Below are 20,609 nucleotides of genomic sequence, written 5' to 3'. Positions count from 1 at the left end.
CGAGACAAGCTGTAGTAGACAAAGTGGTGGGCTGGACCCTCTGGACCCTCTGGACCCTCTGCGTGTCGCGGAGGCATGATGGGGGATAAACGGCCAGACCTTCAAGCCGTGATCGAGCGTCAGGGCAGGCGCTAGCGGGCGGTGTAGCCAGAGCGCGCGGCCCGGGGCACGTCGGATCTGGGGAGCGACCGGTCGGTGAGGGGTGCTATGCGATGGGTGCACTTTGGATACATGCCTTGGGCCCGCTGGCAGTCGTCGTTGGCGGAGCGCCGGTCGCCGTGGGTGCCGGTCAGCAGCGAATCGTGTCGGAGTGTCTCGCCCTACGGGCAAACTCGATCGTGACATCTGACTTCTTAGTCGAGGCTCTGTGGGCCGACCACCCGCCAGCCAAGCCGGGTCCTCAGTTGCAGGTGTATATCGCGAATCTGCGACGCATGCTGGATCCTGATCGATCAAGGGCATGAGCTCCCAGCGGCTGGCCAGCCGGTCCGGCGGCTACGTGCTAACTGTTACCTGTACCTTGCTCAAAACCAGGAGTGCGACGCCACTGCGGACTGCATTCCAAAGAACCCTAATCAGGGCATGGGCAGGCTTCTTACCTCTCTGATGTACGGCGAATAGGTGCAGATCTCGCATCCGCCCGCTGTTGACACCGGAGCTAGGCGTAATAGCGTCTGGAAGACGCTGCGCGGGCAATGGAGCAACGACCCGCTCCCTGCCTTCACGTTGGATCAACCCGCCACTCATGTTCCCAGACCCTAGAAATCGGACATCCGTGACCAACCAATCAGTGCCCGTGTGGGCGATTCAACGCGTAAATGCGGTTCTCGCCCACGGGCAGGAACAAGGCCGCACACCCACCAACATGGCAGACCTCGCCCGCCGAGCAGGGCTGAGCAAGCGAATGACTCGACGATGCTTGTTTTACTCACAGAAATCCCTTGCATTCAGCAGCAAGCTAACCCCCTGTCCACCCACTCAGGCGGGGCGCAAGCAGGAGAGCAATGCAGTTAGTAACCGAGATTGTCGGATGGGCAGGAGCTGCAATCATGCTGACCGCATACCTTTCGGTTTCCATGGGCTGGTTCCAAGTAGGCCGCCGTTTTCAGGCAGCAAATATGCTGGCCTCAGGCGCACTCGTAATAACGGCGCCACCACAGGTAGCCGCGCGTCCAGACACGGACCGGCCATGACGGATCAACCAAAACCAGGACTGCACCGGAAGAAGAGTCCGGATCCCATACACCTTCGCGCTGTCGACGGCTCGCACGCCGGCCACAGATAGAGGTTCCCCCTACAGGAAACGTCCAACGACACCGACGATCCGGGCGCAAAATCATGTCGCCTAACAGAGAACTTCATGGAGTAGTGAAGGCAGAACCAGGCGGAAGGGACCAAAATACAGGTCCAAAAGCCGCCCGCGCACGTGGGTGTGCACAATGTGCACACCCCTTTTGGCCGGACAAACACGCGATGAGCGGACTCTGCATGGCCCGCAGAAGGCAGCCATCCGAGGAAGATTCCCGAAGAAAATTCCGCTTGGTCATGTCCTCACCACAACTCGTGGCCATGAATGAGTGACGGCCAACAACTGGCCACCGGAGAGCGCAAGAAAGGATGACACATAACCCTAGATTCCAGCAGGCGGAGGGTCCAGCAACGAGGCCCTGACCCCGCCACCCGCACAACTTCACAGGCCAACGCGGACGGCGTCAGAGGGACCCGCGGAAATCAATGTCCACACATTAAAGCAAAAACCCCTCTGACGAGGGGTCATGCTGTGCCCGAGGTAGGACTCGAACCGGGCTCCTCCCCCAGAGAATCCGCCCCTCCCCGAAAACATCCCCAATCCGAACCGGTCCGCCGCCAGTACAACCGAATCCGAAGCCCCTGGTGTGCACATTGTGCACACCCTCTTTTTTACCCACTGGATGCAGCACCGATCGGCCTCATGCAATCCTTCGAACATGGAGAATGCCTCTCCACCGCACGCCATCGTTCCGCCTCGTGCCACCACTTTTCCGGGGCCACGCGGAATCCGACCCGCGACCCTGACCGGGCATTGATGTGCGGAGCAAGCCGAGGACTGGGGTTCAATGAACGTCATAGCGTTGCGACCTCCTTCGAACATCTCATGGGCGAAAAGACCGACAAGGCCATGACCAGAACGTCGCCCTATCGAGCATTGAACAGCCACGATGCCCAGCGCGTTCCGGAACGACGAAACGATGGTTATCGGCCTTTCATCCAATCGCTCGTTAGACGAGAGAATCGTGCTTCTGATTGCAGGTCGGGGCCCGCTTCCTATAGTCCCGATAGTGACTCACAACTCCGGTCCATGGACGTCAGTAGAGACCATGGACTCTGCATCGCCGGTAAGGTCATCCTCTTGTCGCTCGACGGCCCCAAACCGCTGTTGGGCAGCTTGTCTCGTTATGCCGAGGATGCGCCCGATTTCACTCCAGATGGCTCCGGCGGCGGGCCGCTCGGGCTTCGGCCGCGATACGCAGGTCAACATCTGTTGGAGTCACATGCTTTTGGCCTCTCAGGGCAACGTGTTGTCCCAATGGTCGCGCCAGTTTCCGAACAGTCCATAGTTCAGGTTGTCGGAGGGGTTATGCCAGCGCCGATCGCTCGTCGGGAGGTCAGGGAGTCGATCTTCGTCGTGGGAAGCAGCGGAGGTTCCGGAGCGCTGGTTTATCGAAGGTTGCGAAGTCTTCTTTTGCGGTGCAGTCGGTTGTATACGTTGCTGCTTTTGCGGGGCCGGCACATGAGTTGGTTGCTTTGGAAGCACCTTTCTCTGCCGCTTGACGTCCTGAAGGAGCCTGCCGACATTTTTGAAACCCGGTGTGCCTTTGTGGATCTGGGAAAGGTCCAGCAGTTCGGTCTCCATCCGGTACATCCTGAGCAATGTCTCTGCTCCGGGGTAACTCATGCCTTGTGCCATGATTAGCGCGTGTCCGGCTTCGGCGAGGAGCAGTAGCCTGGCCATTTCTCGGTCGGCGGGGGCACCTGCTTTGCCGTAGATGTCGGCCAGGGCGCTCCAGGTGTGGAGCAGTGCGTCGAGGAGATATTCGTCCTTCAGCGTTTGGCGGACCTTTGAGTTGCTGAGCTCCAGAGTGTCCATGACCAGCGCGTTGGGCATGGTGGCCGCGTGCTCGTGGCTAAGCCGCAGGACAGCATCGACTCTTGCGGCGGTAATACCATAGGCCCTCAGCCAAGTGAGTATCGCCTGAGATTGCCCGGTGCCCGGTCGGCGCTCTTCGATGTAAGTCGCCGCGGTCCAGTTGATGAAGCGTGCATATGGGTGTGACTTCACGGTTACCTCCTGTGTCTGAGGGCGTCTGCGAGGCCCGGAATGATGGGAAAAGCGCAAAAGAAAAGGACCGTCCGGGAGACGGTCCTTCGATTGGTGCTTATTTGAGGCTGGCCTGGGGGTGTAGTAGCTGCTCCTTTCGGTACTTAAATGAGAAAAACCCCTGCGGTTGCACAGGTTCGAAGGTTGTTCAGGCAGGATGCCGGTGTGCCGTTACTAACTGATTGGCTACGATGACGCGCCCTGTGCCAGTTGCCTATAAGAATCATGATGCGGGTCGTGTCAATAGGTCTTTGGCTACGCGCAACTGCCCACGTTGGTATCTATTTCCCAAGGTAGCAGCCGCTCCAAATTTGACTGTGCACACGGAACGCCAGCGGTGTTTTACCCGCGTCCGCAAAGCACAACCCCTGCGGCAAGCGGAGGTCTTTGTTGGGCTGTAACCGATATTCCCGAAACTTCCGTGTCACCTGCAAGTCAAGGGTGCCGAAGACCATTGCGAAGGAGATTCAGAGCCATGGGCCAGCCTGCAACTCCGGTTCTTGATTGCTGCAGAACCAGATTCTGCGCTGCGAGAAAGCGCTGCTTCCTTGATCATTGACCATACTGGATAGTGTCAAATTTTTTGCGTACGCGCTTCGGCGCCCGGCTGAGTCCGGTTTGTGTCTCAGGATACTAGGCGAAAGAATGCGTTGCGCACGGACGTTTCTGCACGGTTTCCACATCGGCGTGCCCGACAATCTTTCGTGTGTTGGCTGGTGACATGAGCCTGATCATGAGGGGGAAACCTCAGGCACCTGTTTCTGACAACACCCTCTAGTCCCCCACTCCCCCTGCCTCACAGAATCTCCCTTATCGGCGTTTGCCTAAGCCTTTGCAACGACCGCTGCTTGGGCGAGTTCTTTCAGGTGGCGGCGCAAACTCGTTGCAACCTTCTCAGCGGCTTCGAGTTCTTCGGGCGTAAGGGCGTCGACAAAGAACCGGCGCACAAGGCGGAGATGCGGCGCTGAAGAAGCACGGAAAGTCCGTGCTCCGTCGTCGGTGAGCTCCACCACTGCTCCACGGCTATCGTTACCCGACTTGCGCCTTCGAATCAGCCCCCGGCTTTCCATACGACCTAGATGATGCGAAAGTCGGCTGCGCTCCCACCCGATACCCTGGGCCAGAGCCGAGGACCGTAAACGGTGCCCTTCAGACTCGCTCAGGGCCAGGAGCACGGCATAGTCACCCGGGGATACGCCGGAGGTGGCCTGCAGCCCCGCCGCCAAAGCCTGACGTATCGCCTCTGCCGTCTCCACATACTCGCGCCATACCGCCAATTCGTCCGGAGTAGGACTCTGTCGGGCACTCTTACCGCTCTGTTCCATTACCACCTCGTCTTCGCTTGACATGTCAACCATACCGGGGTGATGATTGACGCGTCTCCTCTAATTGACATATCAATTAGAGGAGACCGATGAGCGAAGTGATCTTTGGCTTGGACACCTTCGGCGACGTCCCTGTTGACGACCAGGGCGCACCAGTCAGCCACGCCCGTGCGATCAGGCAGTTGGTCGACGAGGCCGTGCTAGCCGACCAGCTGGGTGTGGATGTCTTTACTGTCGGTGAGCACCACCGCCCGGAATATTCGGTCTCGGCCCCGGAGACCGTCCTCGCCGGCATGGCCACGCGCACCTCACGGATCCGCCTTGGATCCGGCGTGACGGTGCTCAGCTCCGATGACCCCGTCCGGGTCTTTCAGCGATTTGCCACAGTGGATGCGCTCTCCAACGGCCGTGCCGAGGTCATTCTGGGGCGGGGTTCCTTCACAGAGTCGTTCCCGCTCTTCGGCTACGACCTCAAAGACTACGATGTGCTCTTCGAGGAGAAGATCGAGCTGTTCTCACAACTCCTTGAAGAGAAACCGGTGACCTGGAACGGCACCATGCGTGCACCGCTGGCTGATGCCGATGTCTACCCCAAGACCGAGGGTGGCCTGCGGACGTGGGTAGGCGTCGGCGGCACACCCCAGTCAGTGGTCCGCACGGCGAAATACGGATTCCCCATGATGCTCGCCATCATCGGCGGACAACCGGAACGGTTCACGCCCTTCATCGACCTCTACAAACAGGCCGCCGCAGACTTCAACACGACGGCGTGGCCGGTAGGAATGCACTCCCCCGGGTTCATCGCGGATTCCGACGACGAAGCCAAAGAGATCTTCTGGCCCCACTACAAGGTGGTCAGAGACCGCATCGGAGCCCTCCGCGGCTGGCCACCCGTCCGGCGTGAAGACTTCGAGGCCGAAACCCAGAACGGCTCGATGTACATCGGCTCACCAGAGACCGTCGCCCGGAGAATCGCGCGCGCGGTGGCATCGCTGGACGTTGGTCGCTTCGACCTCATCTTCACTTCCGGGGCCCAGCCGATCAGCGCCCGACTCAAAGCCGTCGAACTCTACGGAAGCAAAGTCGTGCCGATGGTCCGCGAAATACTCGCCGACCACCGGCACGCGATGGAAGTCGCATGACGGCCCCAGTCCCGAACAACCCAGTCCCTCACGAAAGAAGAACATCATGAACGTCGTCCTCTGGATCATCACCGTCGTACTCGCCCTTCTCTTCCTGGCGGCAGGAATCATGAAAATCGCCCAACCGAAAGCGAAGCTCGCGGCCGCCGGCCAAGGGTGGGTGGAAGACTTCTCCGGCGCCGCCGTCAAGCGCATCGGTGCACTCGAAATCCTCGCCGCCCTGGGACTCATCCTGCCGGCTCTACTGGGAATAGCCACCGTGCTGGTGCCAACGGCTGCCACCGGGCTCTTCCTCCTTATGGCCGGCGCGGCCACAACTCATGGCCGACGCCACGAAACGCCCAATGTCATCATCAACGTCGTTTTGGGTATCCTTGCCGCTGGCGTCGCCATTGCCCGCTTTGGCCCGTACGGCCTCTAGCGGAGGGAATGATTCCCTCAACGAGCAATCACATTCGTCGCCAACGCAATCAGCCATCCGGCAACAACCCTCCCTTCACTCATCCCATGGCAGATCGGCAGATACCCACGTGACCGTTGCCAACGACGCGACGCCATTTCCCTAGGGGGCCAAAATGGGACGAGCCCACACCGTTAGTAGGGTGGCTACCTACCGAACTCCGGAGCCCGCTTCTTCGTGAACGCAGCCATGCCTTCGTTCTGGTCCTCGGTGGCCAACACCGAGTGGAAGACGCGGCGTTCAAAAGCGCCCGGTGAGGACCATGTCCATCCCCTTGGCCCCGCCGACCGCATGGGTGGGCCGCGGCTGGGAGCCGCCCATGCCGGGATGACGCCGAGGTTGATCTCCGGTTGGCCGAACTTGGCGTTGTGGCCGGCAATGATGTAAAGCACATCACGGCCAGTTTGCAGCCGCCGCCCAGTGCGAAGTCGGACACGGCCGGGCCCACGGGGATGCGCAGGCGGGTCATGTTCTACCAGCCGGAACCAGTCCGTCGCGTACATCTCCATATAGTTCTTGGACTTCAGCTCTTTGATGTCCGCGCCGGCGGCGAAGGCCCTGGCGGAACCGGTGACTACAACGGCACCGATCCCAGGGTCTGCATCCATGCCGGACACGGCTGCGACGAGTTCGTCGAAGAGCGCCTTGTTGAGTGCCTCCGTCCGGTTCAGCGTCACCATGATGTTTTCGTTCTGCTGCATGCTCTGCCCTTCGCCTGAATCCTTCGTCCGAGTCTGGCGCTCGACCACGGGCGGCCGCGAAGGCCAGAATCGCCTGCCCACAGCGCAGCCGCTTCACCGGATATCCGCCCAGGTATTCAGAGCAGTCGGCCTCGGGCTGATCGGCACCGCCACAGCCCTGAAAGCCAAAAACCTGGGGTCACCGTTGTGGGCTGCGACGCCCTTCGCGCGACTGAAGCCTGAATAAGAGCTCCCTCTGCAGGCCGCAAATCACTTAACGTTGCTTAACGTCGTAAGCGACTTCTACTGTAATTGAAGTCACAAAAGGCGGTTCAATGTCACCGGAAGGAGGGCGGCTCATGAGCGAATCTCGCGTCACCGAAACTCTCAGCGGACGCCGTTCGACCGTTTCGGCAGCCGCCGTTGCACGTGCGGCTGGGGTTTCCCCCGCGACGGTGTCTTATGTGCTGAATGGCAAGGCTGGAGTTTCGATCGAAACCCGGCGCCACATCATCGGCGTTGCTAACGAACTCGGGTTCAGGCCTCGTAAGTCATCCTCGTCTTCGGACCCGTTGAGGACCCGCGTGGTGGGGCTGATACTGCCGAACATCATCAATCCCATGTTTCCGCGGTGGGCCCAAGGCATCATCACCGCAGCAGCCGAATCCGGATACGAGGTGTTCGTTGCGACGACGCAGGATGATCCGGAGACGCTGGCGCAAGTGACAGCGACCCTTGCCAACCGGAACGTTGACGGTGTCATTTTGGCCGCCGCGCTGCGGGAGGACGCCACTGCTCTGCGCACGCTGCGTGCTGCCCGGATCCCCTATGTCTGCCTATCGAGGAGGGCGGACTTTCTGCAGGGTGATTTCGTGGGCATTGACGACGATGCGGCCGCCTCGCTGTTGATGGAGCACATGCTCAGCCACGGCTTCACTGAAATCGCCACAGTCATCGGCCCCCGGTTTTCCACGGCATCCCTGGCCCGGGAACAGGCCTTTGTCCGTACCGCGGCAGCGGCGGGCATCACTATCAGCGGCGAACGGAAAATCAGTACGCGGGTGAACAACGAAGGCGGACGCTTGGCCGCTGAACGGCTCTTTTCCTCGCCTCACCCACCACGGGCCGTCGTGTGCGGCAGCGACGAACTGGCCATCGGCGTCATGGAATATGCGCTTGCGCAGGGTCTGCGTATCCCTGAGGACGTGGCCGTGGCCGGTTGCGACGGGCTTCCGCATAGCCGCTCAGGTTTGATCAACCTGACCAGCATTGTTCAGCCGCAGCAAGAAATGGCCCACGAAGCGTTCGCCATGCTGCTACGACGGATCGAATCCCCATCCAACACCTACAGCTCCCTAATCTGCCCGCATCATTTGCATATCGGGAGGACCTGCGGCTGCAACGCACCGCCGTCCTGAGAAACCGCCCCGCAAACCACAACCGCAAACTCTACCAGCAGCCACAGCACTGCACGCCTCGATTCCCCACGCCCAAAAACGCCTGTCCCGACCCGGACGGCCCCACCATTCAAGGACGAATAGCCATGTCAGCCCTATCACCATCGATGACGATGCGTACTCCTAAGGAGATTAACGGCGTCATCCTCCGCAAAATCATGCCTCTGCTCATCGCCGCCTACATCATGGCCTTCTTGGACCGAACCAACATCGGGATGGCCAAGGACAGGCTGGAGATTGACCTCGGCATCTCTGCTACTGCATACGGTATCGGTGCGGGCTTGTTCTTCCTCACCTACGCGCTCTCCGAAATCCCTTCCAACCTGATCATGCACAAGGTCGGCGCCCGCTTCTGGATCATGAGGATCATGATCACCTGGGGCATCATCTCTGCCTGCATGGCTTTCGTGCAGGGCGAGTGGTCCTTCTACATCATGCGGATGCTCCTCGGCATCGCCGAGGCCGGCCTCTTCCCAGGAGTCATGTACTTCCTCACCCAATGGTTTGTGGTCAAGGACCGGGCCAAAGCGAACGGCATGTTCCTCCTCGGCGTCTCGATCGCCAACATCATCGGCGCACCGCTCGGCGGCCTGCTGCTGACCAGCTTCGACGGATTCGCCGGCCTTCACGGCTGGCAGTGGATGTTCATCATCGAAGGCCTGCCGGCCTGTCTCCTCGCCTGGGTTGTATGGAAGAAACTCCCCGACCGGCCCACCAAGTCGACCTTCCTCACCCCCGCCGAGGCCCAGGACCTTGAGGCCCGGATTGCCGCCGAAGAAAAAGCCGGAGCCGATGCCTCCGGCAACCACCGACTGCGCGACGTACTCAAGGACAAGCAAATCCTCCTCGTGGTCGGGGTCTACTTCACCCACCAGATCGCCGTCTACGCGCTCTCCTACTTCCTGCCCTCCATCATCGGCACCTACGGAAAGCTCAACCCCCTCCAGATTGGCCTGCTGACGGCCATCCCGTGGATCTTCTCCGCCGCCGGCGCCCTGCTGGTCCCGCGCTTCGCCACCACCGGGCAGCGTTCACGTCTGCTGGTCACCGGGACGATGATCGGCATCATCGCGGGCTTCGCCCTGGGCGCCGTCGGCGGCCCCGTGCTCGGCATGATCGGCTTCTGCCTAGCTGCCTTCAACTTCTTCGCCCTGCAGCCGATCCTCTTCACCTACCCGGCAACACGCCTCACCGGCGCCGCTCTCGCGGGAGGTATCGCGTTCGTCAACACCATAGGCCTCTGCGGCGGCTTCCTCGGACCGTACGTCATGGGACTGATGCAGGACATCACCGGCTCCAAACTGTCCGGTCTCTGGTTCATTGTCGCCATGTGCACGATCGGAGCCCTGCTGTCCCTCATGCTCAAACGCGGCACGGAAAAGCCCCACGGCGCCCCCGCCGCCCACTGACACCCTACGAAGACTCAAGGAAACATCATGGATTTCAGCAGCAAACGCGTCCTGGTCACCGCCGGCGCGAACGGCATCGGTTTGGCCATCGCCACCAAGTTCAAAGCCCTTGGGGCGACCGTGTTCGTGACCGACATCGATCCGGACGCCGTCGAGAAGGCACGGATCGAGGGCTTCCACGCCGCCGTCAGCGATGTCTCCGACGAAGCCCAGGTCCAGGTACTCATGGCGACGGTCCGCGATGAACTCGGCGGGCTCGACATCCTCGTCAACAATGCCGGCATCGCAGGTCCGACCGGCCCCATCCAAACCCTTGACAGTGACGCCTGGAAGGCGACATTCGACGTCAACATCCACGGCCAGTTCTACTGCATCAAACATGCCCTGCCGCTGTTGCGCACCGCTCCTGAAGCCTCCATCATCAACCTCTCCTCCGCGGCCGGCCGGCTGGGGATGGCCGGGCGCAGCGCCTACTCGGCCTCCAAGTGGGCTGTCATCGGACTGACGAAGACCCTCGCCATCGAACTCGGAGCTGGGGGGATCCGGGTCAACGCCATCTGCCCCGGCGCCGTCAACGGACCCCGGATCGACGCCGTCATCACCGCCAAAGCAGAAATGCTGGGCGAACCGGTCGAGAAGGTCTCCACGCTCTACCACAACCAATCGTCTCTGGGCCGGCTGATCGAAGCCGAAGACATCGCCAACATGGCCGTTTTCGCCGCCAGCGACATGGCCCGCAACGTCAACGGCCAAGCGCTGGCCGTGGACGGAAACACCGAAAAACTCTACTGAGACTTCCAGGAAAGGATCTTCCCGTGGCAGCAGCACGCAAGGTCATCATCACCAGCGCCGTCACCGGTGCCATCCACACGCCCTCCATGTCCAAATACCTTCCCGTGTCCCCGAACGAAATCGCCGACGCCGCCATCGGCGCAGCCGAAGCAGGGGCCGCCATCGTCCACATGCACGCCCGCGATCCGCGCGATGGCCGGCCCTCCCAAAAGCCTGAGCACTTCGAACCGATCCTGGACAAGCTCAAGCGGAACACCAACGCGGTCATCAACATCACCACCGGCGGATCGCCCCACATGAGCGTCGAAGAACGCATGCAACCGGCTGCCCTGTTCAAGCCCGAGCTGGCCTCGCTGAACATGGGATCGATGAACTTTGGGCTCTACCCCATGCTGGACCGGTTCAAGGACTTCGCCCACGAATGGGAACGTGAAGGACTGGAGCGAAGCCGTGACCTGGTCTTCAAAAACACCTTCCAGGACATCGAGACCATCCTGGAAATCGGCAACGCCAACGGGACACGCTTCGAATTCGAATGCTATGACATCTCCCACTTGAACAACCTCGCGCACTTCCATGCCCGCGGCCTGGCCAAAGGACCGCTGTTCGTGCAGTCAGTCTTTGGCCTGCTCGGCGGCATCGGCGGCCACCCCGAAGACCTGATGCACATGCGGCGCACGGCAGACCGGCTCCTGGGCGACGACTATGAATGGTCCATCCTCGGCGCGGGCAAAAACCAGATGCCGCTGGCCACCATCGGCGCCGCCATGGGCTCCCACGTCCGGGTCGGACTGGAAGATTCCCTGTGGATCGGACCGGGCAAACTTGCCAGCTCAAACGCCGAGCAGGTCACCCGCATCCGCACCATCCTCGAGGCGCTCAACTTCGAGATCGCAACCCCCGATGAAGCCCGGCAAATGCTCGGCCTCAAGGGCAAAGACAACGTCGGCTTCTGACCGGCGCACAAGAGGACAATCAACGTGGACAAGACATACACATCGGCGCGCGAAGCGGTCGCAGACATCCCCGACGGTGCATCCCTGGCCGTGGGCGGCTTCGGGCTCTGCGGCATACCGGCAGCGCTCATCACCGCCCTCCGGGAGCAAGGAACCGGCGATCTCGAACTCATCTCCAACAACTGCGGCGTGGACGACTGGGGCCTCGGCGTCCTGCTCGCTGACCGCCGCGTCCGCAGGGTCGTCGCCTCCTACGTCGGCGAAAACCGCGAATTCGCCCGCCAATACCTCGCCGGAGAGCTCGAGGTTGAACTCACCCCCCAAGGCACCCTCGCCGAGCGGCTCCGCGCCGGAGGATCCGGCATCCCGGCGTTCTACACGGCCACCGGCGTCGGCACCCAGGTCGCCGACGGCGGACTGCCCTGGAAATACGCCGGCGACGGCACCGTCGCCATCGCCTCCCCCGCCAAACCCACCGCAGAATTCACCATCAACGGCAACCCCGGCGAATACGTCCTCGAGCACGCCCTGGCCACCGACTACGCCCTCGTCAGGGCCGCGAAAGCGGACCGTCACGGCAACCTCAAATTCCACAGCGCAGCCCGCAACTTCAACCCCCTGTGCGCCATGGCAGGAAAGATCACCATCGCCGAAGTTGAGGAACTGGTCGAACCCGGCGAACTGGACCCGGACGAAATCCACCTGCCCGGCGTCTACGTCCACCGGGTCGTCGTCCTGTCCCCGGAGGAAACAGCGGCCAAGCGGATAGAGAAGCGAACCACAAGCACCGGAACAGAGGGAAACTGATGGTCACAGGCAAAGGCTGGACCCGGGACCAAATGGCCGCCCGGGCAGCGCAGGAACTGGAAGACGGAAGCTACGTCAACCTCGGCATCGGACTTCCAACCCTGGTCCCCAACCACGTCCCCGCTGACGTCGAAATCACCCTGCAGTCCGAAAACGGCCTCCTGGGCCTCGGCCCCTACCCCAAGGACCAGCAGGTCGACCCGGACCTGATCAACGCAGGCAAAGAAACAGTGACCCTGCGTCCGGGGGCGTCAACGTTCGACTCCGCCCTCAGCTTCGGCATGATCCGCGGCGGCAAAATCGATGCTGCCATCCTCGGCGCGATGCAGGTCTCAGCCGCCGGTGACCTGGCGAACTGGGCCATCCCCGGGAAAATGATCAAAGGCATGGGAGGTGCCATGGATCTCGTCCACGGCGCCCGCATGATCATCGTCCTCATGGAACACACCGCCAAAGACGGAAGCCCCAAGATCGTCCGTGAATGCTCCCTGCCGTACACCGGCCGGGGAGTCGTCAACAGGATCATCACCGACCTGGCGGTCATGGACGTCGTGCCAGGCAAGGGCCTGCTGCTACGCGAACTCGCCCCCGGCGTCACCGTCGAGGACATCCGCGCCGCCACAGAGGCCGACTTCACCGTCGACAGCCGCCTGGCCGAACCCGCCATCTGAACAGGAACAACCCCACCATGACCCCCACATCAGACCCGCGCAACAGAACAGTCATCATCGGAGGCGCCCGCACACCGTTCGGCAAATTCCTCGGCTCCTTGTCTACCCTGACCGCTGCCGAACTTGGCGCTGCAGCCATCCGGGCGGCACTGGACCGCTGCCACGTCCCGGCCGACATTGTCGATCACGTCGTCATGGGACAGGTCCTCACCGCCGGCGCGGGTCAGATCCCCGCCCGGCAAGCAGCCAGCCTGGCCGGCCTGGACATGAGCGTCCCGGCAACGAACGTGAGCAAGGTCTGCCTCTCCGGCATGGCCGCAATCGCAGACGCCGACCGGCTCATCCGCTCCGGCGACGCACAGGTGGTCATTGCCGGCGGCATGGAATCCATGTCCCAAGCCCCGCACCTGCTGCCGGCATCGCGCACAGGCAACCGGTACGGTGACTTCACCGCGGTGGACTCCATGAACCACGACGGGCTCTGGGACTATTTCACCAACCAGTCCATGGGCGCCGTGACCGACAGCGCGAACCAAGGCCCGGAAGCATTCACCCGCCACCAACAGGACGAATACGCCGCGCTCAGCCACCAGCGGGCAGCCGACGCACAGAAAAACGGGACCTTTGACCAGGAAATCGTTCCCGTCCAGGTACCGCTGCGCCGGGGTCAGGTGCTCACCGTCTCCTCCGACGAATCCGTGCGGACCGACACCACCGCCGAATCGTTGGCCGGCCTCCGCCCCGCCTTTGGACCGGACGGCACCATCACGGCTGCCACCGCCTCGCCTATCTCGGATGGAGCCGCCGCGCTGATCCTCATGAGCCGCGACCGGGCTGAAGAACTTGGCCTCCCCTGGCTGGCCGAGATCGGCTCCTATGCATCCGTTGCCGGGCCTGACTCAACCCTCCAGCACCAACCGGCGCGGGCCATCGAACAGGCGGCAGCCAAGACAGGGTTGGCAGTATCTGATTTCGATCTCATCGAAATCAATGAAGCCTTCGCCCTGGTCGCACTCGCCAGCGCCGCCGTCCTGGGCATTCCTGCTGAGAAGATCAACACCAACGGCGGTGCGATAGCCCTTGGACACCCCATCGGCGCGTCCGGGGCCCGTCTGGTTCTGCACACGGCTCTGGAACTGGGCCGCCGCGGAACAGGCCGTGGAGTTGCAGCCCTGTGTGGCGGAGGCGGGCAGGGCGATGCCATGGTCCTGTATGCACCGGAACAGACCGCATGATCCTGGTCGCGCCCGACAGTTTCAAGGGCACGTACACAGCAGCCCAGGTCGCAACCCACATCGCTAACGGGATACGGTCCGTCGGCGGAACAGCCCAGGAAATGCCCGTCGCGGACGGCGGCGAGGGAACCTTCGACGTCATCTTCCAAGGACTGCACGCCCAGCCGCTCACTGTCAGCACCGTCGGCCCCTGGGGCGACGAAACCAAAGCGGTCATCGGTCTGAGCCAGAACGGGACAGCCATCGTGGAACTGGCCTCCGCCAGCGGCCTGAACATGCCCACCACGCAGACACGAGACCCCTTGGCCGCGACCACATACGGCACCGGCGTCCTGATCGCTGAAGCAGTCCGGCGCGGAGCCCGAAAAATTCTTGTCGCCGCCGGCGGGTCAGCAACCACCGACGGCGGCGCCGGAGCCATCACTGCCATCGAGGAAGCAGGCGGACTTCACGGAGCACAACTGGTCGTCCTGTCCGATGTCACCACCAGATTCTCCGACGCGGCCCGAATCTTCGGCCCCCAAAAAGGAGCCGACCCGGCCACCGTACAGCTCCTCACACAGCGGCTTGAGCGACTCGCCGAAACCCTTAAACGGGACCCCCGCAACGTCGACCGGAGTGGCGCCGCCGGTGGTTTCGCCGGCGGCATGTGGGCGCAGCATGAAGCATCTCTAGTCTCCGGCGCGGACTACATCCTCGACCTTCTGGACGCGGAAACCCACATCGCCGCCAGTGAAGCAGTCATCGTCGGCGAAGGCCGACTCGACTCCCAAACAGGCCAAGGCAAGATCATTGCGGGGATACTAGCCCGCAGCCGCGGCGTACCCGTCTATGCGGTGGTGGGGTCAGTACACGAAGATCTGGGGAGCTACGCCAGCAACTTCGCGGATATCATCACTGCCAGCGACGGACCAGCGATGACGGCCGCAGGAGCCCGCGTCGCAGAAACGGTAACGACAGGCAGCCTCTGGAAACCAGGAGTTTGAATATGGCAATGCGAGGCCGAATCAAGTAAGACAACGGCCCGAACCGTTGCGCACCATTTGCTGAACTCCATGTCGACAAAGGTGATGAGCTCTTGAAGACAGCCAAGTAATACGACGGCGGTGCCTCCCCGGTTACTGAAAGGCACCGCCGTTCCACTTCACACCGTAGGACACCATGACCTCCAACATCCTTGCCATTGACGGCCGCAAACCGTCAGTCTCCAGCGAAGCCTGGGTAGCTCCGTCGGCCACAGTCGTCGGCTCAGCAGCCATTGGTGCCGACACAGGGATCTTTTACGGCGCCGTTATACGGGCCGATATGGAGGACATCACCATCGGCGCGGGTAGCAACATCCAAGACAGCGCTGTTGTACACGCCGACCCGGGCCACCCGACACAAATCGGCAACAACGTCAGCGTCGGACACGGAGCCGTACTGCACGGCTGCACCATCGGTGACGGTGCTCTCGTCGGCATGAACGCGACTGTCCTGAACGGCGCCGTCATCGGCGCGGGCTCACTAATTGCAGCCCAAGCGCTGGTGCTCGAGGGAACCGAGGTCCCCGCAGGCTCACTCGTAGCAGGCGTTCCCGGAAAGGTCCGCCGCCAGCTCACAGCCGAGGAAATCAAACACTGCAGTCAGAACGCAATCACCTACACCGAGCTCACCAAGAAGCACCGCGGTGCCTCGACGGTGCTCCCATCTGCCTGACAGGCGCTGCCCGAACAAAGACGATGAAAGACGCCATGAACTGATGAGCGTTCATAGCGGTCAGGGTTTAGACCTTCGCCGAGACATTAGGGGCTGGCCCAGAGGCAGCGTCGATCGTCAAGTGATTGTGTGCCGCCGTTGTCTTTCGAGTCACCAGGCCTGGTTGCACTACCGTGTTCACGGCCTCGGTTCGGCCGCCTATGCGCTCCAGAAGTAGCCGTCCTGCTGTGCCGCCCATGTCGAGGCCTGATTGGTCGACAGTGGTGATCGAGATGGGCGCCAGTGATGTTGTGAAGATGTTGTCGAATCCAGCCACCGAGATTTCGTCCGGAATACGGATGCCCGCTTCCCACAGTGCTGTCAGCACCCCGAAAGCTGCGACGTCGCAGCCAGCGAAGACAGCGGTGGGCCTTTGTGGTCGGGACAGGATCGTCTTTCCCGATTGTTCGCCGCCCTCTTGGCTCCATTGCGACTGGAGGATGTCGATCGCATCGCCGAGTCCGTGACGGATCATCGCGTCGACATATCCGCGAACGCGAACTTCCTCGGGGAGTCGGGCATCATTGGTGCCCTCTGTTGTGTGGTTGATGTATGTGATCCGCCGATGACCAAGCGACACGAGATGATCCACAACCAGATTGGCGCCCGCAAAATCGTCGGCGGCGACTGAGTCGAATTCCTGGCTCGCCCCATGCCGGCCCAGCACCACGATCGGGGTGTTTGTCGCCATCGTTTCAAGTTCTGCGTCTGTCCCGAGCGGGGAGATCAGCACGATTCCGTCCATTCCGCGGTCGATCAGGTCTTCGACCATCCGGTCCTGGGCAGCTTTGCCGGATCCCGCGGGTGCGACCAAGAGCCGGTATCTCTGCCGTTCGCACTCTCGGCGAATGCCTTCAACCAACAGCGATGAGAATTCGTTGTGCAGGTCTGCGACAACTACAGCGACGGTGTGGGTTCGTCCACGCATCCCCCGCGCCGACGCCAAGGGCCGATAGCCGAGGGCTTTCATAGAGGCTTGAACCTTGGCCTTCATCTCAGGACTAACGCCGTACGCGTTTCGAAGTACCTTTGATGCCGCCGCCGTGGATACGCCTGCGTGGGCAGCGACATCCACAATTGTGGGCCGTTTGCTGACGGAGCCCTTGCTCATTGCGCCCCCTTTGGCTGCGTTCATTTGGATTACCCCTTCATACCGCATCTGAAGCCGACGCCTCTTGGCAGATCAGCATGTTGTGATCTACGCTATAGAAAGTGTATAACGTACTACACGATCTAAATGGACTTTCCCTTAAATTCCTGTAGAACGTGTTACTTGGAAAACAGAACTGGACCCCCTCACAAGCGCAAAGTGCCGAACGTTGGCTAGAGCGTCAGTCTGAAACGATTCAGACTTGCAGGGGGTCTCGCCTCCGTAAGACGGAGACGTCCTCGACGAAGAGAATGGAAATGCGATGACGCAACGTGAACTCGCGGAGCCCCGCACCGCGGCGCCCGGACGTTCCACGACACCACGGTCCGGGCCCGCCCGGACCCGCAAACGTCGGGTAGGCGCCGGCACCAGAGCGCCGTGGTGGTTCCTTCTGCCGGCGCTTGCCATCTTCACGCTGATCGTTGTGATCCCCAGCTGGCGGGGAGCGTTCTACTCGCTGACTGACTGGGACGGACTGTCGCCACAGTTCAACTTCGTCGGCCTGGACAACTTCTTCAAAGTCTTCCGGGATTCAGCGGCGGGCGCGTCGATTATGAACACGGCTTTCTACGCTGTGGGCATCATGGTCGTTCAGAACTTCATCGGCCTGCTTCTGGCGTTGGGTGTGAACTCAGCGATTCGTTCCCGCAACTGGCTCCGCGTCCTGTTCTTTGCCCCTGCCGTCGTGACGCCCCTGGTCGTCGCCAACCTATGGCAGTACATCCTCTCCCCGCAGGGAGCGCTGAACACCGCACTCCGGGCAGTCGGCCTGGACTTCCTCGCCCAGGACTGGCTCGGCAACGCCCAGTTGGCCCTGCCTGCCATCATCTCCGTAGTTGTCTGGCAGTTCGCCGGCTACTCCATGGTGATCTTCCTGGCAGGCCTGCAGAGCATCCCCGAGGACATCTATGAGGCGTCAAGCCTCGACGGGGCCGGATCCTTCAAGACATTCTGGAACATCACGCGGCCTCTACTCGCGCCTTCGATGACGATCAACCTAATGCTGTCCCTCATCGGCGGCCTGAAGCTCTTCGACCAGGTACTGATCATGACCCAGGGCGGCCCCGGCAGCGCGACTGAAAGCCTAAGCACCATCGCATACAAGGACGCCTTCCAGTTCCAGCTGTTCGGATACAGCACCGCACTGACCCTCGTGCTGACCGCATTCGTCGCGGTTGCCTCCCTCATCCAGTTCACCCTGCTCCGCCGAGGAGAAGACAAATGAAGCGCTACACCCTCAAAACGGGCGTCCTTGAGGTCGTCATGATCCTCGTGGCTCTCCTCTTCGCCGCCCCCGTCTACGTCCTGCTGAACACCGCGCTGAAGGCTGGAGGCGTAACGACGTCCCTGGCCCCTGTGGCCAACCCGTCCTTCGACAACTTTGTCACGGCATGGGTCAGCGGAGGCCTCGGCCCGGCAATGATCAACAACATCGTCATCACCGTGGTGTCGGTGTTCCTGATAGTCGTGATCAGCGCCTCCGCCGCCTACCCGCTGGCGCGCATCACCCGGACCTGGTCGAAGCTGGCATTCGCGTTCTTCCTCGGAGGGCTGCTGATCCCGGGCCTGCTGGCACTGATTCCGCTTTACACGACCTTCCGCGACCTGCAACTCATCGGATCCATCTGGGGCCTGGTGATCATCTACGTCGGATCCCAGATGCCCTTCTCGATCTTCCTCTATGTACAGTTCCTGCGGTCCTTGCCCCTGGACTTCGAAGAAGCCGCGACTTTGGACGGCGGCAGCCCGTTCCGGGTGTTCTGGCAGGTCGTCTTCCCGCTGATGCGGCCCATCACAGGCACCGTCGTCATTCTGAACACCATCACCGTGTGGAACGACTTCTTCACCCCGCTGCTCTACCTCTCAGGCAGCGGCACCAACACGATCCCGATCGCCATCTACTCGTTCACCGGACAGTACGTGAACCAGTGGGGAACCATTTTCGCCGCCCTCATCATCGGCGTCATCCCCCTCCTGATCTTCTACTTCCTCCTGCAGCGCAGCATCATCAAGGGCTTCGCAGGAGGCCTGAAGGGCTGAGCGCAGACGCACACATCGTCACCGCCCGGCCAGCACCACCCATCCCCCACACACCCCAAGCCCATGCACTTCAAGGGAGAACCATGCGTCACACGAAAGTCCTCACAGCCATCGGCGCGATAGCCGCCGTCGGCATCACCCTCACAGGGTGTTCCTCGAACGCCCCGGCAGCCAGTTCGAGCGGCACCGTCACGGTGGCCCGGCTCTCCGGCTCCGATGACAAGTGGAAGGCCATTGCCGACAAATTCCACGAGCTCAACCCGGACCAGACGGTCGAATACACGATCATCCCGACGGACAGCTACAACCAGCAGATGGGCACCCGCCTCTCGGCAGGAACCGCCACGGACGTCCTGAACGTCTTCCCAGGCAGCGGAAACGCCACCGCCGTGCGATCGCTGGCCAAGAACGGCTACCTCGCCGACCTCTCCGGCGAAAGCTGGGCAGCCGGCCAACCTGAGTCCACGGCGTCCCCGACCAGCTACGAGGGCAAGCGGTACATGTTCACGGACGTGGCCACCGCCAACACCCTCGGCGGCGTTTACAACTCCAAGGCCCTCCAGGACGCCGGCCTGAAGATCCCCACCACCTACCCGGAGGTCCTCACGTTCTGCGCCGATGCGCAAAAGGCCGGCAAAGTGGCCTACGCCCTGGGCGCACAGACCCAATGGGTCACCCAGCTGGTCACCTACGCCCTGGCGGCCACCGAGGTCTATGGAACGGATCCGGACTTCAACCAGAAACAGCTGAACAAGGAAGTCACCTTCCAGGACAGCGGCTGGAAGGACGCCATGACCAAGTACAAGGAGATGTTCGACAAGGGCTGCTTCAACAAGGACGCCCTGGGCACCTCCGTGGACAACCAGACGGCCATGGTGGCTGACGGCCGCGCCCTCGGCGCTATCCAGATTTCCACAATGGCCAACTCCATGACGAAAGCCAATCCTGAGCTCAAGGTCCAGCTGGCGCCTATTCCGGCAACGGACACCGCGGCCGATACCCGGCTGGCCTTCGGACTGGGCGTGGGCTGGGGCGTCAACGCCAAAGCAAAAAACGCAGAAGGCGCCAAGAAGTTCATCGCATTCCTGGCAGGCAAGGAAGGCAGCGCCATGAATGCCGACAAGTTCGGCGTGGCACCCAGTGGCGTGATTGAGGCAAACGACATCAACAAGCTCGAAGTCCCGTTCGTCGAGGACAACAAGACGGTTCCTTTCCCGGACGTTGACTGGCCCTCACCCCAGGTGCAGAACCTGCACCTGACCGGAATCCAGGAAATGCTCGGCGGCACCAAGACCCCGACGGACGTCCTGACCTCCATGCAGGAAGCCTTCACCAGCGCCCTGAAGTAGGACCAGTGGCGGGGCGGCCATCATTGATGGCCGCCCCGCTC

At 61.8% G+C, this 20,609-nt stretch carries 19 protein-coding genes and 1 pseudogene; 16 read left to right on the top strand and 4 right to left on the bottom strand.

Features of this window, described 5'->3' with window-relative positions:
* The first annotated feature begins 212 nt into the window (after positions 1-212).
* The gene (locus JYA52_RS23090) at positions 213-464 is read left to right on the top strand and encodes an AfsR/SARP family transcriptional regulator (protein ID WP_372433797.1); all 252 of its coding nucleotides are present in this window, start codon (positions 213-215) and stop codon (positions 462-464) included.
* A gap of 540 nt (positions 465-1,004) precedes the next feature.
* A complete protein-coding gene (locus JYA52_RS23175; protein WP_486303297.1) occupies positions 1,005-1,193 on the top strand; it encodes a CBU_0592 family membrane protein in 189 nt (62 codons plus the stop codon).
* 1,352 nt (positions 1,194-2,545) lie between these two features.
* Here the strand turns inward: JYA52_RS23175 and JYA52_RS11250 are convergent.
* Both JYA52_RS11250 and JYA52_RS11245 read right to left on the bottom strand, forming a co-directional pair.
* Positions 2,546-3,319 carry a hypothetical protein gene (locus JYA52_RS11250; RefSeq protein ID WP_205653259.1) on the bottom strand — a complete coding sequence of 258 codons (774 nt, stop codon included), beginning with the start codon at positions 3,317-3,319 and terminating at the stop codon, positions 2,546-2,548.
* An 863-nt stretch (positions 3,320-4,182) separates the two neighbouring features.
* Positions 4,183-4,707 carry a MarR family winged helix-turn-helix transcriptional regulator gene (locus tag JYA52_RS11245; protein WP_240460208.1) on the bottom strand — a complete coding sequence of 175 codons (525 nt, stop codon included), beginning with the start codon at positions 4,705-4,707 and terminating at the stop codon, positions 4,183-4,185.
* 65 nt (positions 4,708-4,772) lie between these two features.
* Between JYA52_RS11245 and JYA52_RS11240 the strand changes: the two genes are divergently transcribed.
* A complete protein-coding gene (locus JYA52_RS11240) occupies positions 4,773-5,825 on the top strand; it encodes an LLM class flavin-dependent oxidoreductase (RefSeq protein WP_205653258.1) in 1,053 nt (350 codons plus the stop codon).
* A 46-nt stretch (positions 5,826-5,871) separates the two neighbouring features.
* Entirely contained in the window at positions 5,872-6,246 is a 375-nt protein-coding gene (locus JYA52_RS11235) for a DoxX family protein (protein ID WP_205653257.1), read from the top strand.
* Positions 6,247-6,431: 185 nt separating this feature from the next.
* On the opposite strand, the pseudogene JYA52_RS11230 reads toward JYA52_RS11235, so the two are convergent.
* Positions 6,432-6,986 (bottom strand): annotated as a pseudogene (locus JYA52_RS11230) (enoyl-CoA hydratase-related protein).
* A 338-nt stretch (positions 6,987-7,324) separates the two neighbouring features.
* Here JYA52_RS11230 and JYA52_RS11225 point away from each other — a divergent pair.
* From JYA52_RS11225 to JYA52_RS11185, 9 genes are all read left to right on the top strand, one after another.
* Positions 7,325-8,383 (top strand): LacI family DNA-binding transcriptional regulator, encoded by a 1,059-nt coding sequence (locus tag JYA52_RS11225; protein ID WP_205653256.1) that lies wholly within the window; start codon positions 7,325-7,327, stop codon positions 8,381-8,383.
* Positions 8,384-8,535: 152 nt separating this feature from the next.
* On the top strand, positions 8,536-9,831 hold the full coding sequence (locus tag JYA52_RS11220; RefSeq protein ID WP_205653255.1) for an MFS transporter: 1,296 nt from the start codon (positions 8,536-8,538) through the stop codon (positions 9,829-9,831).
* 27 nt (positions 9,832-9,858) lie between these two features.
* Positions 9,859-10,623, top strand: a complete 765-nt coding sequence (locus JYA52_RS11215) for an SDR family oxidoreductase (protein WP_205653254.1) — start codon at positions 9,859-9,861, stop codon at positions 10,621-10,623.
* A gap of 23 nt (positions 10,624-10,646) precedes the next feature.
* On the top strand, positions 10,647-11,579 hold the full coding sequence (kce, locus tag JYA52_RS11210; protein ID WP_205653253.1) for a 3,5-dioxohexanoate:acetyl-CoA acetone transferase: 933 nt from the start codon (positions 10,647-10,649) through the stop codon (positions 11,577-11,579).
* Positions 11,580-11,603: 24 nt separating this feature from the next.
* Positions 11,604-12,386 (top strand): CoA transferase subunit A, encoded by a 783-nt coding sequence (locus JYA52_RS11205; RefSeq protein WP_205653252.1) that lies wholly within the window; start codon positions 11,604-11,606, stop codon positions 12,384-12,386.
* Positions 12,386-13,057 carry a CoA transferase subunit B gene (locus JYA52_RS11200; RefSeq protein WP_205653251.1) on the top strand — a complete coding sequence of 224 codons (672 nt, stop codon included), beginning with the start codon at positions 12,386-12,388 and terminating at the stop codon, positions 13,055-13,057. The genes JYA52_RS11205 and JYA52_RS11200 overlap by 1 nt, the downstream gene beginning before the upstream one ends.
* A gap of 17 nt (positions 13,058-13,074) precedes the next feature.
* Complete coding sequence (locus JYA52_RS11195) at positions 13,075-14,292, top strand: acetyl-CoA C-acetyltransferase (protein ID WP_205653250.1); 1,218 nt, start codon at positions 13,075-13,077, stop codon at positions 14,290-14,292.
* Positions 14,289-15,278, top strand: a complete 990-nt coding sequence (locus JYA52_RS11190) for a glycerate kinase family protein (RefSeq protein WP_205653249.1) — start codon at positions 14,289-14,291, stop codon at positions 15,276-15,278. Before JYA52_RS11195 ends, JYA52_RS11190 begins: the two co-directional genes overlap by 4 nt.
* Before the next feature lie 175 nt (positions 15,279-15,453).
* Entirely contained in the window at positions 15,454-15,990 is a 537-nt protein-coding gene (locus JYA52_RS11185) for a gamma carbonic anhydrase family protein (RefSeq protein ID WP_205653248.1), read from the top strand.
* A 67-nt stretch (positions 15,991-16,057) separates the two neighbouring features.
* Here the strand turns inward: JYA52_RS11185 and JYA52_RS11180 are convergent, their stop codons facing one another.
* Positions 16,058-17,164: a LacI family DNA-binding transcriptional regulator gene (locus tag JYA52_RS11180; protein WP_240460207.1), complete on the bottom strand. Its 1,107-nt coding sequence runs from the start codon at positions 17,162-17,164 to the stop codon at positions 16,058-16,060.
* Between the two features lie 277 nt (positions 17,165-17,441).
* Between JYA52_RS11180 and JYA52_RS11175 the strand changes: the two genes are divergently transcribed.
* The 3 genes from JYA52_RS11175 (at position 17,442) to JYA52_RS11165 (ending at position 20,568) form a co-directional block, all read left to right on the top strand.
* The gene (locus tag JYA52_RS11175; RefSeq protein ID WP_205653247.1) at positions 17,442-18,404 is read left to right on the top strand and encodes a carbohydrate ABC transporter permease; all 963 of its coding nucleotides are present in this window, start codon (positions 17,442-17,444) and stop codon (positions 18,402-18,404) included.
* Positions 18,401-19,219: a carbohydrate ABC transporter permease gene (locus tag JYA52_RS11170; protein WP_205653246.1), complete on the top strand. Its 819-nt coding sequence runs from the start codon at positions 18,401-18,403 to the stop codon at positions 19,217-19,219. The genes JYA52_RS11175 and JYA52_RS11170 overlap by 4 nt, the downstream gene beginning before the upstream one ends.
* Positions 19,220-19,302: 83 nt before the next feature.
* Positions 19,303-20,568, top strand: coding sequence for an ABC transporter substrate-binding protein (locus tag JYA52_RS11165; RefSeq protein ID WP_205653245.1), 1,266 nt, complete (start codon positions 19,303-19,305; stop codon positions 20,566-20,568).
* Positions 20,569-20,609 lie beyond the last annotated feature (41 nt).

The sequence above is a fragment of the Arthrobacter pascens genome (assembly GCF_017052465.1).
In the GTDB taxonomy this organism is placed as follows: Bacteria; Actinomycetota; Actinomycetes; order Actinomycetales; family Micrococcaceae; genus Arthrobacter; species Arthrobacter pascens.
The sequence above is the reverse complement of the archived record's forward strand: the minus strand, read 5'-3'. Positions and strand labels throughout refer to the sequence as shown.